This window comes from Sphingobacterium sp. PCS056, assembly GCF_023273895.1.
In the GTDB taxonomy this organism is placed as follows: domain Bacteria; phylum Bacteroidota; class Bacteroidia; order Sphingobacteriales; family Sphingobacteriaceae; genus Sphingobacterium.
Genome location: NZ_CP096883.1, coordinates 3,125,059 through 3,141,551, shown reverse-complemented (window position 1 = coordinate 3,141,551; position 16,493 = coordinate 3,125,059). Strand labels below are relative to the sequence as shown.

Annotated in this window: 12 protein-coding genes and 1 pseudogene; 8 read left to right on the top strand and 5 right to left on the bottom strand. The window is 38.3% G+C overall.

Features of this window, described 5'->3' with window-relative positions; genetic code table 11:
- Positions 1-20: 20 nt before the first annotated feature.
- From MUB18_RS13010 to MUB18_RS12975, 7 genes and pseudogenes are all read left to right on the top strand, one after another.
- The gene (locus MUB18_RS13010) at positions 21-1,193 is read left to right on the top strand and encodes a cysteine desulfurase family protein (protein WP_248753359.1); all 1,173 of its coding nucleotides are present in this window, start codon (positions 21-23) and stop codon (positions 1,191-1,193) included.
- Between the two features lie 90 nt (positions 1,194-1,283).
- A complete protein-coding gene (locus MUB18_RS13005) occupies positions 1,284-1,610 on the top strand; it encodes a HesB/IscA family protein (protein WP_021189141.1) in 327 nt (108 codons plus the stop codon).
- 81 nt (positions 1,611-1,691) lie between these two features.
- Positions 1,692-3,061: pseudogene (locus tag MUB18_RS21995) on the top strand (IS3 family transposase).
- Positions 3,062-3,340: 279 nt separating this feature from the next.
- Positions 3,341-4,348, top strand: coding sequence for an aspartate--ammonia ligase (gene asnA, locus MUB18_RS12990; protein ID WP_248753358.1), 1,008 nt, complete (start codon positions 3,341-3,343; stop codon positions 4,346-4,348).
- Between the two features lie 74 nt (positions 4,349-4,422).
- A complete protein-coding gene (locus tag MUB18_RS12985; protein WP_248753357.1) occupies positions 4,423-5,727 on the top strand; it encodes a DEAD/DEAH box helicase in 1,305 nt (434 codons plus the stop codon).
- A gap of 143 nt (positions 5,728-5,870) precedes the next feature.
- Positions 5,871-7,730 (top strand): CocE/NonD family hydrolase, encoded by a 1,860-nt coding sequence (locus MUB18_RS12980; protein ID WP_248753356.1) that lies wholly within the window; start codon positions 5,871-5,873, stop codon positions 7,728-7,730.
- 10 nt (positions 7,731-7,740) lie between these two features.
- Positions 7,741-8,208 (top strand): hypothetical protein, encoded by a 468-nt coding sequence (locus MUB18_RS12975; RefSeq protein ID WP_094773430.1) that lies wholly within the window; start codon positions 7,741-7,743, stop codon positions 8,206-8,208.
- Positions 8,209-8,510: 302 nt separating this feature from the next.
- Here the strand turns inward: MUB18_RS12975 and MUB18_RS12970 are convergent, their stop codons facing one another.
- From MUB18_RS12970 to MUB18_RS12955, 4 genes are all read right to left on the bottom strand, one after another.
- The gene (locus MUB18_RS12970; RefSeq protein WP_248753355.1) at positions 8,511-9,233 is read right to left on the bottom strand and encodes a class I SAM-dependent methyltransferase; all 723 of its coding nucleotides are present in this window, start codon (positions 9,231-9,233) and stop codon (positions 8,511-8,513) included.
- Positions 9,234-9,741: 508 nt separating this feature from the next.
- Complete coding sequence (locus tag MUB18_RS12965; protein ID WP_248753354.1) at positions 9,742-10,527, bottom strand: enoyl-CoA hydratase/isomerase family protein; 786 nt, start codon at positions 10,525-10,527, stop codon at positions 9,742-9,744.
- A 12-nt stretch (positions 10,528-10,539) separates the two neighbouring features.
- Entirely contained in the window at positions 10,540-11,385 is an 846-nt protein-coding gene (locus MUB18_RS12960) for a hydroxymethylglutaryl-CoA lyase (RefSeq protein WP_045754713.1), read from the bottom strand.
- Positions 11,378-12,523, bottom strand: a complete 1,146-nt coding sequence (locus tag MUB18_RS12955) for an acyl-CoA dehydrogenase family protein (protein ID WP_248753353.1) — start codon at positions 12,521-12,523, stop codon at positions 11,378-11,380. Before MUB18_RS12955 ends, MUB18_RS12960 begins: the two co-directional genes overlap by 8 nt.
- A 151-nt stretch (positions 12,524-12,674) precedes the next feature.
- Here MUB18_RS12955 and MUB18_RS12950 point away from each other — a divergent pair, with 151 nt between their 5' ends.
- On the top strand, positions 12,675-14,282 hold the full coding sequence (locus MUB18_RS12950) for an acyl-CoA carboxylase subunit beta (RefSeq protein ID WP_248753352.1): 1,608 nt from the start codon (positions 12,675-12,677) through the stop codon (positions 14,280-14,282).
- Between the two features lie 111 nt (positions 14,283-14,393).
- On the opposite strand, the gene MUB18_RS12945 is transcribed toward MUB18_RS12950, so the two are convergent.
- Positions 14,394-16,301 (bottom strand): acetoacetate--CoA ligase, encoded by a 1,908-nt coding sequence (locus MUB18_RS12945; protein ID WP_248753351.1) that lies wholly within the window; start codon positions 16,299-16,301, stop codon positions 14,394-14,396.
- Between the last annotated feature and the right edge of the window lie 192 nt (positions 16,302-16,493).

Sequence of the window (16,493 nt, the reverse complement as noted above, 5' to 3'; positions counted from 1 at the left end):
ATAATTTCTACCTTTATATCATGAAGGATTTGATTTATCTTGATAATAATGCGACTACAAGAATTATGGATGATGTATGGAATACCATGGTACCCTATTTCATCCATAATTATGCAAACGCATCCAGCCTGTATCACAGTATGGGACGCGAAGCCAATGCTGTTATAGAAAAGGCCCGTACGCAAGTTGCACAAGCACTCAATTGCCAAACAAAAGAAATTTTTTTCAATTCAGGCGCAACTGAATCTATCAATACGGTTATAAAGGGAATCTTTAAGAACTATCAATCAAAAGGAAAACATATCATCACCGTCAGGACAGAGCATAAAGCTGTTTTGACTACCATACAAGATCTAGAAAGACAAGGAGCTGTAGTCACTTATCTAGAGGTAGACCACTCAGGAAAAATTGATCTTACCTTGCTAGAAGATCATATTACCCCAGAGACCATATTAGTGTGCATCATGGCCGCAAACAATGAAACAGGCTATATCCACCCGATTAAAGAGATTGCGGCCATCTGCAACAGAAAAGACTGCTTTTATTTTTGTGATGCAACCCAATACATCGGCAAAATTCCACTCGATCTTGCCCAAACCCCTATCGATATATTGTGTTTAAGCGCCCACAAGCTACATGGGCCCAAAGGCATTGGAGCACTGTTTATTCGCCGTAAAAGCAAGCCGATACAAGTAAGCCCATTAATCGTCGGAGGAGGACAAGAGCATGGTTTTCGAGCAGGAACATACAATGTTCCCAATATCGTTGGACTAGGAGCGGCAATCATAAATATACCACATGACGATACTATCATGCAACTAAGGAACAATCTAGAAAGTGCCTTAAGTACTCTACCTGAAGTATACATTCATGCAAAAGAAGTATCACGACTACCCAATACCACATCCATCTGTTTCAGGCATATATTAGCGAGCGAACTTATGACCCATTGTCCACAACTCGCCCTTTCTTCTGGATCCGCATGTGTGAGCGGCACAAGAGATCCCTCCCACGTATTACTCGCTATGGGCGTTTCAAAAGAAGACGCATTAGCAACAGTAAGATTTAGCTTAAGTAGATTGACGACAACAGAAGAAATAGCGGCTACAATTAGCTTAATAACAGAAGCATTAATAAAAATTAGACAAAACTCACCTATTTGGCAACTCTTTCAGGCTGGTCTTATTACTTAATTATTACATTTACAAACAGATTTATATTGGAAATAAAAAAGAAGTTAGCGTAATTTGTAATATTCAATATTAATATAATAATTCATCGATATGGTAACCGTAACAGACAAAGCAAAATCTCGAATTGAAGAGATAATGAGTACTGAAAAATATGACAGCAGTTATTTTGTGCGCGTTGCTGTTGAAAGCGGAGGTTGTTCAGGCTTAAGCTATAAGCTACATTTTGATAACGAAGAAAAAAAAGGTGATCAGTTTTGTGAAGATAAAGGTGTTAAGGTATGCTTAGATATCAAATCATTCTTATACCTAGCTGGAACAGAACTTGACTATTCGGATGGATTAGATGGAAAAGGATTCGAATTTCATAATCCAAATGCGACAAGAACATGTGCTTGTGGCGAAAGTTTCTCCGTTTAAAAAAACAAACATATAAAAATAAAGAGGTCGCCATAAAGTGCAGTGCCCCCAAAAAGTTAGACACTTTCTGGGGGTATTTTTATGAATAAGAAAAACAAGCACAGTTTTGAATTTAAGTTGAGCTGTGTTAGACAAATGGATGAGCATTATCGTTCTGCAAAGTCTTTGGGAGAAGAATTCGGGATTACGTATTCTTTGTTTGAGACGTGGTACAAAATATATAAGTATCAGGGGGAATCGGGGCTACTTCCCAGGAAAGGGAAAAGACACTTTAGTGCTTCTTTTAAGCTTTCTGTCCTTACTGCAATCCGAGAAGAAAGTTTATCTTTGAAAGAAGCCCGTGTACGCTTTGACCTTTCCTCGGATGCCCATATCATTGAATGGCAGAAAAGGCTGGACAAGTTTGGTCCAGAAGGATTGGAGGCACGGCCAAAAGGGAGACCCTTGATGACAAAGAAAGCAAATCCGCAGATCAAGCGAAAAGTTAGAAAAACGAATAAAGCGCTCACGCGTGAAGAGGAACTTTTGCAGGAGAATGAGTATTTACGTGCAGAAAATGCCCTGCTAAAAAAGCTCAGCGCCTTAGCTCAAGCCGAAAACAAGCGAAAGCCATAATGGAGCTAAGGCATCAATTTGATCTTGATATCCTGCTGAGTTGCGTTAAAATGGCAAGAAGTACTTTCTATTATCATTCCAAGAAGGAGGGACAAGCAGATAAATACGAACAGGTGAAAGCGCAAATCAACAAAGTTTACCATGTACATAAGGGCCGCTTTGGCTATCGCCGCATTACCCTGCAGCTCAAACGGGATGGAGTGGATATGAATCATAAGACCATTCTTAGATTAATGAGGGAAATGGGTTTGAAGAGTCTGATCAGGATAAAGAAATACAGGTCATACCGGGGTGAACTGGGCAAGATCGCTCCCAATATCCTCAACAGGAAATTCCAGGCTGAGGGGCCTTTGCAAAAATGGGCCACGGATATTACTGAGTTCAAAGTCAAGGAAAAAAAGCTGTATCTCTCCCCAATAATTGATCTGTTTAATCAGGAAGTTATAAGTTATGAAATTACTGACAGGCCGGTCTTTAAAGGGGTAATGGATATGCTCAAAAAGGCACTGCCCAAAGCAAGGGGGGCATCACAACTGCTTTTACATTCAGATCAGGGCTGGCAATACCAAATGCCTAAATATCAACAGTGGCTCAAAGAAAACGGAATCACTCAAAGCATGTCCAGAAAAGGAAATTGCCTTGATAATGCCGTAATTGAAAATTTCTTCGGAATTTTAAAATCAGAACTGTTTTATCTAAAACAATACGAATCAACAGAGAAGTTAAAAAGCGAAATAGAAGATTATATCTCCTATTACAATAATCAACGGATAAAACTAAATTTAAATGGAATGAGCCCGACAGAATATCGAGCTCATTATTACAAATCTAATTAACTAAATTTGTCCAATATTTTGGGGGCAGTCCAAAGATATGGCGACCTCTTTATTTTTAGTATCTCATCAATTCAGGCATATTCTTGCCATCAAATCAAAAAAACATCACAGCAGAAATAAATTTTCTAACAATACCTTGTTATATCTGAAATATTGTTATTTTTGATGCAAATTGAGGGAAAACAGAATTTGTATGGGCCATAGATTCACATAAATTCTCGACTAATACAAATAAAAAATAGATAACCAAGAGGCTATTTTTTGATATATATACATTTCATGGATAAAAGAAAGTTATTAAAAACTGAAGTTGCTATTAGTTTTGTAAAGGATACTTTTGCACAACAACTTAGAAATAATTTAGGATTGATTCCTATCTCATCACCTTTGGTTGTACTCGATGGTACAGGTATAAATGATGATTTAAACGGGATCGAAAGACCAGTCGCATTCCCGATCAAAGCATTACAAGAACGCAAAGCTGTAGTTGTTCACTCACTTGCAAAATGGAAGCGTTTAAGATTAAAAGAGTTAGAACTGGAGGTTGGAGAAGGTATATTAACCGATATGCGAGCACTACGTCCTGATGAAGACTATACCCCCATCCATTCTATTTACGTAGATCAGTGGGATTGGGAAAAAACAATCTCGGCAGAGCAAAGAACATTTTCATTTTTAAAAGATATTGTTCTCAAAATATACGATGCATTACGCTTTACTGAAAAACAAGTAGAACGTCAATATCCTGATATTAAAGCAGTATTGCCAGAAGAGATTACCTTTATCTCCTCCGAAGCACTATTACAAACTTATCCAACATTGACTCCTAAAGAAAGAGAAAATGCAATTGCCAAAGAATATGGGGCTGTATTTATCTATGGTATCGGCGGTGTTTTATCTAATGGCGAAGCTCATGATGGACGCGCGGCAGATTACGATGACTGGAGCACAGACAATGGTAGCGGCACCAATGGTCTCAACGGTGATATTTTAGTATGGAACCCTGTTTTGAATACCGCTTTTGAATTATCTTCTATGGGAGTACGTGTTGACAAAACAGCTTTACAGAGACAGCTTGTTATCAGAAATAATCCGGAAAGAGCAGCATTATCCTTTCACAAAATGCTTTTGAATGACGAATTGCCAGAAGCCATTGGCGGTGGCATAGGCCAATCTAGAGTATGTATGTTTATGCTAAAAAAAGCACATATAGGTGAAGTTCAAGTAAGTATCTGGGACGAACAAGAAAAACAATCCTTACAAGATAAAGGCATTCATTTATTATAATTGAATGCCCCAATATAATAAAAGGTCTGCCGTAGCAGACCTTTTTTATGTAATACTTTGTGTACTTTTGTAACATGCAAATAGACGCCATATTACAAAAACTCCATATCTCTTCGCTCAATGAAATGCAAAATGAGGTGTTGGAAAAATTCAAAGAAAAAGAAAATCTCATCCTACTGTCACCAACAGGTTCAGGTAAAACCTTAGCTTTTGCATTGGCATTGATGAAAACTTTAGATAAAGATGCAGCAGAAGTCCAATCTTTGATCTTAGTCCCGACTCGGGAATTGGCTTTGCAGATCGAATCCGTATTAAAAAGAATTGCTACCGGTTTTAAGATAACATGTTGCTACGGTGGTCACGATACCAAAACCGAAAGAAACAACCTGAAAAATCCTCCCGCTATACTGATCGGTACACCTGGTCGTATTGTATATCATCTTGAGCGCAATCATTTTGATCCAACTCAGATCAAGACCTTAGTGTTGGATGAATTTGACAAATCGCTGGAATTAGGATTTCAAGAACAGATGTCTTTTATCATTGATTATTTAACAACCTTAGAAACACGCATATTAACCTCGGCTACCGCAATGAAAGATATACCTGATTTCACTGGTATATCAACTGCTACAGAAGTTAATTTCCTCAACGATACACATAGTACCCCAGCATTAACAATCAAAAAAATTGTTGCACCTATCCATAAAAAACTCGAAGCCCTATTTCAATTGCTGTGCAAAATAGGAAATCAAAAAGTCCTCATTTTTTGTAATCATCGTGATGCTGTTGATCACATCAGTGAATTACTGCAAAATCGGGATATTATACACGACGTGTTTCATGGTGGACTCGAACAAAGCGATCGCGAATTGGCCCTACTAAAATTCAGAAACAATAGCAATCACATCTTGATCACAACAGACCTTGCCGCTCGAGGACTTGATATTCCCGAGATTGACGCCATTATCCACTATCAGTTACCTTACCGAGAAGATGATTTTACGCACAGAAACGGTCGTACAGCACGCATGCAAGCCAAAGGTGAAGTCTTCATCATATTAAAACCTGACGAAGATTATCCTTATGTTGCTGATGATATCGCAATCGAAGAAATAGACGGAGAATATGATTTACCAAAAAACTCTGAATTTGCAACCCTATACTTCTCAGCAGGTAAAAAAGATAAAGTAAACAAAATTGATTTAGTTGGTTTTTTACTAAACTTGGATCAAATTGAAAAAAGTGATGTAGGGATCATCGAAGTGAAAGATAGAGAATCCTTTGTCGCAGTAAAACGTTCGTTAGTGAGCACCATATTAAAACATTCCAATTTAGAAAAAATCAAGGGTAAAAAAATTAGAATTCTAAGAAGTTAGAAAATTTAATCCTTGATATCCACTATTTTTTTACACATATACCAAACCAGATTACACGCTAAAACGCTTAATCTGGTTTTTTTTTAATCCATTATTTTAGAGATTTTCCTTACCTTGTCTTATCGAAACATTAATCTAACACCATGAAAAAAGCACTTATCGTTTTTTCAGCTCTTGTCATAAGCGTTACATATCAAGTAAAAGCACAAGAGACGCTCGAAACGAACTATGTTAAAACCCATTATGACAAAAAGGAAATCACAATCCCAATGCGTGATGGTGTAAAACTTTTTACGACCATATATACACCAAAAGATAAAAGCCACAGATATCCTGTTTTACTAAATCGTACTCCATATACCGTTGGTCCCTATGGTGAAGATAAATTTAAAGAGACTTTAGGAAATTTTCCAGCAATGACTCTGGAAGGTTATATATTTGTTTATCAAGATGTACGTGGCAAATGGATGAGTGAAGGAACATTTGATGATATTAGACCGACCAATTTAAAAAATGGAAAAAAGGAAATTGACGAAAGCACAGACACATACGATTTACTAGAATGGCTCAGTAAGAATCTCCAAAACTACAATGGCAAAGCAGGCATGTACGGCATTTCCTATCCAGGATTTTACTCGACCGTAAGTCTGGTCAAAACTCACCCATCTCTAAAAGCAGTATCCCCCCAAGCACCAGTTACAAATTGGTATATGGGCGACGATTTTCACCACAATGGCGTACTATTCACAGGAGACGCATTCAAATTCATGTCCAGTTTCGGAATCCCTAGGCCAAAACCCATCACACCGGATCAAGCACCCAAAACTTTTCAATATCCATCTAAAGATGTTTATCAATTTTATATGAATGCCGGAACTGCCAAAGATCTAAAAGACACCTACTTTGGAGATTCTGTAAAATTCTGGAATGACGCATTTGCTCATCCACATTATGATCAGTTCTGGAAAGACCGCGAGATCTTACCACACTTAACAGATGTTAAACCTGCTGTCATGGTTGTTGGTGGCTTCTTCGATGCAGAAGATGCATACGGCACATTTGAGACTTATAAAGCAATAGAAAAACAGAACCAAAAGAATAATTCGATATTAGTCGCAGGACCTTGGTTTCATGGAGGATGGGTACGAGGCGATGGCAGTTCCTTCGGTGACATCCAATTCGACCAAAAAACTAGTGTGACCTATCAAGAAAAATTTGAATTGCCATTTTTCAATTACTATTTAAAAGGAAAAGGTGATTTTAAAGCTGCTGAAGCCAATATTTTTATCACAGGAAGCAATCAGTGGAAAGCATTTGAAAAATGGCCTCCGCAAGATGTAGAAAACAAAAAACTTTATTTACAACCACAGGGAAAACTTGGCTTCGAAAAAGTTGGTCGCACAGATTCTTGGGATGAATATGTCAGCGATCCCAACAAACCCGTACCCTATCAAGGAGGTGTTATGGAGAGCCGCACGCGCGAATACATGATCGATGATCAGCGTTTCGCTTCATCTAGACCTGATGTTATGGTGTATCAAACAGAACCGCTAACAGAAGATATGACCATAGTAGGCCCTATTACAAACTTCTTAAAAGTATCCACCTCTGGAACAGATGCCGATTATGTTGTCAAACTAATTGATGTTTATCCCGTAAACAGCCCTTCATTCAACAACAAAGTGATGGATGGATACCAAATGCTAGTTCGCGGTGAGATTATGGCGGCAAAATATCGAAATGGATTTGAAAAAGCAGAACCTATGCAACCCGATTTCGTTACAGCTGTCAACTACAGTATGCCAGATGTCGCACATACCTTCAAAAAAGGACACCGCATCATGATACAGATACAAAACACATGGTTTCCTATTGCAGAACGAAATCCGCAGCAATTTTTTGAAGGTTATGAAGCCACAGCCAGTGACTATAGAAAAGCAACACATCGCATATTTCACGACCAAAACAACTCTTCTTATATTGAGTTTTTAGTATTAAAATAAGTATAATAGCATGCTCTACCATTTTTTCCTTGCCCTGCACTCGGCTAGCAGATGGATGATTGTCATCTGTCTTATTCTTTTGTTATTGCGCAGCTATATGGGCTGGAAAAAAAAGTATCAAATAAAACTGTATGATAGTACTCTTCAGATCATAACACTAGTCTTACTTTACATACAGTTTGCAGTAGGATTAACACTCTATTTTGAAAGCCCGATCGTACAATACTTTATTGACAATTTTAAAGAAGCCGTCAAATTACGTCAGGTACGTTTTTTTGGCATGGAACATATCACCATGATGACCATTGGCATTATCGTATTTACAATTGGTTATATAAAAGCACATAAAGCCCCAAGCAGTGAAGCTAAATTCAAAACGATATTTATCTACACGACTTGGGCTACATGCATTATCTTGACCTCAATACCCTGGGAATTTTCTCCCTTAACAAGCAGACCGAGTTTCAGAATGTTTTAAGCAGATTATACACCGCTCCAACTGAGCGCTCCTTATTCTTTGCGAGAAGTCATCCTCTATAGTCATAACACTGACTTCAATTTATCTAATGGTATAAACAAAGTGTACCGATCAGCCTATTTAAGCTCCCGTGACTACTGAGCTAATCAAAACCCCGCCCTAACTCCTCAAAGCACAAAAAAGGTCAGCATATTAGATTAAATCGAGACATATCATTCCCCATAACGAAGTCGGTAACATAGCAGATCAAAATCAATTGAAGTAATTTGCAATAGCAGTTATGTAAATATTTCAATATAACACTAATTTACAAGTGCATAATTACCACATGAATAACGGGTAATAGGATCTATATCTTCCGAGTAAACTATTTTATAGCCACGATCCAACATGAACGATACATCCACCCCATTGCAGTATAAAATTATTATTTTTCTATATCTCTTATTCAGAGATAATTCCATATTATCTAGCACAGATTTTAAAACAGATGGAGCAAATGGGTTAAAAAAATAAAATACATTGACATCATCCTCAATGACATAATCCACTGCGTTACAATTGACAATTTTATAATCTAAAACCCTGTTTCCGATAAATTTTTGAACATTTCTACGACATTCATCTACCAACAGTGGAGATAGTTCAACACCTATATAACGTTTGAAATTGTATCGAGTTGCCAGCAAAACAGCAGCCCCTTTTCCACATCCAAAATCAATAAAAGTGCTTTCATGCCAGCAGAAATCGATATTTTTCAACATTCTATTAAAAGTGTAATGTGCAATAGGCTCATAATTACATGCACCTTTGTTCTGAATATTAAGTTCTTGCGGTGTCATTACCCCAGCCAGATTAATGCGGTACTTTAAAAAATACAAATAGCGACTATAAATAAATTTACAAGTATTGACTACTCCACGTTGTTTTGTCAAAAACCTGATCCTATCAAGAGCATACTTGGCTTTTTGACCAAACCCCTTCATTTGTGTGTAGCCTCCTTTTCTTGTACCAAAATCAGTCATCTCATAAATTTACAATTTAAAAACAGGAAATTCAAGAAAATATAATCACGACATCAAACCCATTGTGCTTTCCATACAAATAGCAGCATACGAGACCTTTAACACTAATCAATTGATGGCATTTTAATTCTCAAATTCAAGTAACATGAACTAAAAAAGATCAGTTAAAAACTGTATGATATATACTTTAAATAATCACTTTTATCTTAATTTACATACAGTTTATCTTAGGATCAACCCTATTTATATTGGGCTTCCAATGATCAAATTATTCTATCAGCAACTTTCAAAAAATGATCAAAGAACGCTTCTTATTCATACAACTGATCACCATGATCATTATATTCACCATTAGTAATATAAAACCAAAAAAACAAAGCAGTGCAGATAAGTTCAAAACGATCTTGATCTACACTGCTTGGACAAGAGGCATTATCACTACATCTACACCCTGAGGGGACTCACCATCAACAAATACACCCAGTTTTAAAACATTTTAATAACACGATCATTCGCCCCTCCATTTGGGAGCCCGTTTTTCAATACGCGCAGTCACCCCTTCTTTAAAGTCATGACTCGTCCTCAATTTATCCAACTGTCGAAGTAAAAAAGTATACTGATCAGCCGATTTAAGCTCACGCAATTGCTTCGCCGCCTCAAAGCCCATCTTTATTGCCAAAGGAGCAGCAGAAGTAAGCTTAGCCATCAATGCAGGCAAAACATCTGGCTTTTGATCCATTAACTCATATACTAGTCCCATGCTTTTCATTTCCTGGGCCGTTATGACCTCAGAATGTATACAGAGATCCATCGCTTTATGATAGGGAAGATGCTTCAACAGACCAGCCAACACTTGAAAAGGAAATAAACCAATCTGTACCTCAGGTAAAGAAAACTGGACAGACGAATGCGCAAAAACATAAGTACACTCCAAAATCATCAAAAAACCACCAGCAATCACATGACCTTCAATAACCGCAATCGACGGTTTATTCAGAAATGACAACACCTCCCCCAATGACAAATCCACGTGCGGCACTACATCCGAATACTCCATGTTATCTGGATTCTCAAAAGCTTTTAGATCCATACCAGCACAAAAAACAGGACCTTCAGCATCAAGTAGCAGAACCCGAACTTCGGGATCAGCATCCGCTATTTGTATCGCATGATAAATCTCATCAATCATTATTGGCGTAAATGCATTGCGCTTTTCAGCACGAGCAAGTGTCAAATGAAAAACATGATCAACCAATTTTACCTTAATAAACTTATAATTTATATAACCATTCATAAGTAACTGACTTTATGATATTAAATTAACAAACTCACCTCCTAAAGATATTATTTTATCCTGTCCTTTTCGATCAAAATAATACAATAAATCCTCAGTTGGTATATTGCCAACCAATTCATCTTCGGCAAAAGGGCAACCGCCAAAACCTAAAATAGCACCATCAAATTTCCGACAACCAGCGAGATAAGCCGCATTAATTTTATCCAAACTACTCGCTTTAGGAGAATGAAAATGTGCTCCAATATGTAATGCCGGAAATTGCAGGATCGCTTGTTCAAAAAGCTCAGTTATCTGTGGCGCTGTTGCCTCCGACGTTGTATCCGCCAAGGAGAATTCCACAACCCCTAGGGCAGCAATTTTGTCCATCCAATCAAGCACGAGCTCATTACTCCAAAAATCACCAAAAGGATTTCCAAATGCCATGGATATATAGACGACCATTTGTTTTTTATTCCGATGAGCGATTTCCACAATCCCCTTCAACCGTTCAAAAGAATCCACAATAGAAGCATTCGTATTGCGTCTTTGAAAGACCTCAGAGATCGAAAATGGATAACCCAAATAAGTAATATTCTCCGATTTCACAGCACGTAGAGCACCTTGTTCATTAGCAATAATGCCCAGCAGCTTCGTTTGTCCAGAGGTATTTAACTGACGAAGCACCTCTTCTGTATCCGCCAATTGCGGAACAGCCTTTGGAGATACAAACGATCCGCAGTCAAGCCAGTCAAACAGCTCACTTTCAAGCAGCATGTTCAAATACTTAACCTTTTTTTCCGTTGGAATAAACTGTGCTATCCCCTGAATAGCATCTCGTGGACATTCCACCAAAATTACAGCATCCTTTTTAGACATCTTTTTGAATTTCCCGAGAAATAACCATCTTCTGTATACTTGATGTACCTTCCCCGATTGTACATAATTTTGCATCCCTAAAGAACTTTTCTGCAGGATAATCTTTCGTAAAACCATATCCCCCGAAGATCTGTACTGATTCATTAGACACAGACACAGCAGCCTCAGATGCGTACAGCTTAGCCATTGCCCCTATTTTAGAAATACGCTCACCACGATCTTTCATATAACCAGCTTGACGAGTTAATAATTCTGCCGCTTCAATTTCAGTAGCCATTTCAGCAAGCTTAAAGCCAACAGCCTGAAATTCAAAAATCTTCTGATTAAACTGCTCTCTTTCATTTGCATACTTCAGAGCACACTCATATGCACCGCGAGCAATACCTAATGATAGCGCTGCAATCGAAATACGTCCACCATCCAATAGTTTCAATGCCTGAACAAAGCCCTGTCCCTCCTCACCGACCATCTGATCCTGATGTATACGGCAATTATCAAAAAACAAACAAGCAGTTTCCGAGGCACGCATACCTAGCTTGTTTTCCTTTTTACCAGCAGAAAACCCTTCAGTCCCTTTCTCGACAATAAAAGCAGTCACTCCTTTTTTGTCTCCCTTCTCACCTGTACGCGCAAGCACAACAGCTACATCCGAACTAATCGCATGCGTAATAAAATTTTTAGAACCATTCAGCACAAAATAATCACCATCACGAACCGCCACAGTTGCCAAACCTCCAGCATCAGACCCCGAACCTGTTTCTGTCAGTCCCCAAGCACCAAGCCATTCTCCCGTTGCTAATTTGGGTAAATATTTTTGCTTTTGATTTTCATTTGCAAAACTCAATATGTGGTTTGTACACAATGAATTATGTGCCGCTACCGAAAGTCCTATAGAACCACAGACTTTGGATATTTCATCCAAAACAGTGATATACTCTTGATATCCAAAACCAGACCCACCATAAGCTTCAGGGACAATAATACCCATAAAACCATGCTCACCAAGTTTCTTAAATAAAGGCGCAGGAAATGTTTGTGCCTCATCCCATTCCATGATGTAGGGACGAATATGAGTTTCCGCAAAGTCTCTAGCACTTTGACGAATCATCATCATTTGTTGTTCATTTTCAATAAACATAAATGTTATCTTTAATTTATAATTGGAATTCTGTTATTTACAATAATAACAAAATTATAACATCTTTTTTTAGAGAAACTCAAAATATAATGTTAAATTTATCTCATATTATCAAATTCTGAATTTGACATGCTTAAAATCCAATTATAACATGAATGAACTAATTGTAGAGTTAGAACTAAAAAGAGCAGAACTTCGCTTGGGAGGTGGCGAAGATAAAATCAAAAAATTAAAAGCAAAAGGAAAGCTCACCGCATGGGAGCGTGTCGAATACCTCTTAGATGATCACAAAGCTTATGTTGAAATTGCCCAATTTGCAGGAGATAAAATGTATCCCGAAGAAGGCGGTTGCCCAAATGCAGGTGTTGTATGTGTCTTAGGATACGTTAAAGACGAATTATGCGTCATTGTTTCCAATGATGCAACCGTAAAAGCTGGCGCTTGGTTCCCTATTAGTTGCAAGAAAAATCTTCGTGCGCAAGAAATTGCAATGGAAAACAAAATTCCCATCATCTATCTCGTTGACTCTGCAGGCGTATTTTTACCGATGCAAGATCAGATCTTTCCCGACAAAGAACATTTTGGACGTATTTTTAGAAATAATGCTAAAATGTCCTCGATGGGTATACCCCAAATTGCAGCTATAATGGGTAGTTGTGTTGCAGGAGGAGCTTATTTACCCATCATGTCCGATTACGCATTTATTGTTGAAGGAACTGGTTCCGTATTTTTGGCCGGTCCCTATTTAGTAAAGTCTGCTATTGGCGAGACGGTAGATGCAGAGACATTAGGCGGAGCAAGTACACATTCTGTCATCTCAGGAGTCACAGACAATAAATTTCCAGATGAGGCAAGTTGTTTGGACGCCATAAAAGGCGTTATGGACAAGCTTGGTGCACATCCAAAAGCAGGTTTCAATCGAAAAGAAGCTAAAGAACCACTACGAAAAAGTGCAGAAATAGCAGAAATATTGCCCCTAGATCGTACCAAACCCTATTCTATGCACAAGTTATTAGAAGCTTTAGTTGACCAAGGTACATTTGAAGAATACAAACAAGATTATGGCAAAACCATCGTCTGCGGCCTAGCACGTATAGATGGATGGGCAGTCGGTATCGTTGCCAATCAACGAGAAATAGTTAAAGCCAAAAAACCGGCTGGTGCCACTGAAATGCAGATGGGTGGTGTGATATACAGCGATTCAGCAGACAAGGCTGCGCGCTTTATCATGAACTGTAATCAACAATTAATTCCGCTGGTGTTCCTACAGGATGTAACAGGTTTTATGGTCGGTAGTCGCTCAGAACAAGGAGGAATCATTAAAGACGGAGCTAAGATGGTCAACGCTATGGCAAATTCAGTGGTGCCCAAATTTACATTTATTATCGGCAATAGCTATGGAGCCGGAAATTACGCAATGTGTGGTAAAGCCTACGATCCTAGATTAATCTATGCTTGGCCTACTGCACAAATGGCAGTTATGAGTGGAGCCGCAGCAGGAAACACCCTGTTACAAATTCAAGAGTCTGCCTTAAAAGCTAAAGGAATAGACATTTCAGAAGAAGAAAAGAACACCCTGTTAGATGATATCAAGAAGCGTTACTTCGAGCAGTTAAGTCCTTATTATGCCGCCGCTCGTATCTGGGTAGATGGAGTCATTAGACCGGATGAGACAAGAAATGTGATTAGTTTAGGTATAGAAGCCGCCAATCATAATCCAATAACAGAACGCTACAATGTCGGCGTGATCCAAACCTGATCACAAAAGAAAAAAATACTATTTTTTTAAAATAAAGCTCTGATTTTTAAAATCAGAGCTTTATTTTTTAGATATAGTAATCATTTACTACGAAACAAACAAATACCTCAACTAAAGTGAATTAAGCCAAAAATCCAAAGACTTAGGATCTTTCAATACAGCTACACTTACAGCCTTTTCTAGCGGAGCTCCCATCATAATTTTTTTCACAGGAATCTCTAATTTTTTTCCACTTAGCGTATAAGGTATCGCTGGCACTGACACAATATCATCAGGTACATGGCGCGGACTATAACTCTTTCTCAACTTTAATTTGATAGCAGCTTTAAGTTCGTCAGTCAGCAAAATCCCATCCCGCATCTGGACATACAGTGGCATCGTAGACGTTCCATCTTCATGATCAAGACAAATAATTAAGCTGTCTGCCACTTCCGAAAAAGTGTTCACTATATTATAGATTTCTGCAGTGCCAATTCGCACTCCACCCCGATTCAATGTCGCATCAGAACGTCCATAAACGACAATACCATCGTGCTCGGTAAACTTGATCCAATCACCATGGCACCAAACACCCGGATATTTATCAAAATAACTAGCTAGATACTTCTCATTATCGACATCATTCCAAAAATATATGGGCATGGAAGGCATAGGCAACGTAATAACCAGTTCGCCCACCTCATTTTTTACCGATTCTCCATTTTCATTATAAGCTTCAATCTTCGACCCTAAAGTTAAACACTGTATTTCACCAGCATACACAGGTAACAACGGATTTCCAGACAAAAAAGCACTGCATACATCAGTACCACCACTTAACGAAATAATCTGTGCTTGCGGAAATTGCTGCTGCAACCAACAAAAAGTCTGTGGGGGTAAAGGAGACCCTGTCGAACCTATAGTTTTAGGTTGATAACGCGATTTTATCAAATCAAATTGCTGATTCGCGATATAATAAGCCGCACCCGCACCCACATGATCAATCTCATGCTCATCAGTAAAATTCCAAAAAGATAATTTTTCAGGGTAGACCAATGAGCCTTCGTAAATACACAGTGTAGCACCAACCAATAAAGAAGAAAGTGCATAGTTCCACATCATCCAACCAGTAGTTGCATACCAAATAAATCGTTCTCCCGCTTGCACATTCTGGTGAAGAGCCAAAGCTTTGAGATGTTCCAGTAAAATACCGCCACAACTATGCGTGATCGCCTTAGGTTTACCAGTAGTACCCGAAGAATATAAAATCCAGATCGGATGATCAAATGGAACAGCCTTAAAACGCAGTGGCAATCCCGTATCTTGTGATAAGATAGTTTGCCATATTTGCTCCCCTACAAAAATGACATCCCCTACTAAACTCTCGAGATTCGATGCTAAATCGATCATTGAATCTTTCAGATCAAACAGTTTGCCGTTATAGGTATAAGCTGCCTCTGCAAACAGAAGTTTTGGAGCCACTTGAGCAAATCGCTCGGATATACTGGTTGCTCCAAAATCTGGAGAACAACATGACCATATCGCACCTATACTATTTACAGCTAAAAAAAGAGCGACAGAAGCCGGGCTATTTTTCAGCACAGCCACGACGCGATCACCTGGCTGTATTCCCTTCCCTAACAGGTACTCTTGGATAGATCGAACCATGACCTCCAGTTCCTTCCATGAAATCTCCTGAGCGGGTTTATTTTCCTCTTGAAACAAAAGAGCTGAACGATCTATGGTAGCTTGACGGAAAATATGCTCCGCATAATTTAACGTCGCACCTTCAAACCATTTCGAACCGATAAAACCTTGTGCAGATGCCCCAAAAACCCGTTGATAAGGATGATGAAAAATGACATTAAAAAATAAGGCTACATCTTCCCAGAACTCATCTAGATGAGAAACAGACCAATCCCATAGTATAGGATAGGAGTCTATGCTGAGCTGCCGTTTCTGAGATACAAATTCTTTAAACTGGTGTAAAGAAGACTCCTCTTGATAAGCAATAGAAGGCTTCCAAAGTAAATTTCTCATTATTTTGATTCATTTGGTTTGAATCAAATCTACTGAAAATAATGTAAAATAAATGAGATCAAACGATTGATTTATAACATACAGATTGATCAATATAAAACTGATACTAATACATCATCATCCAACCTAGGATAATACGCCTGCAGATTGAAATACCAATAAAGGATCCATATAATCGCTGACAATATGACT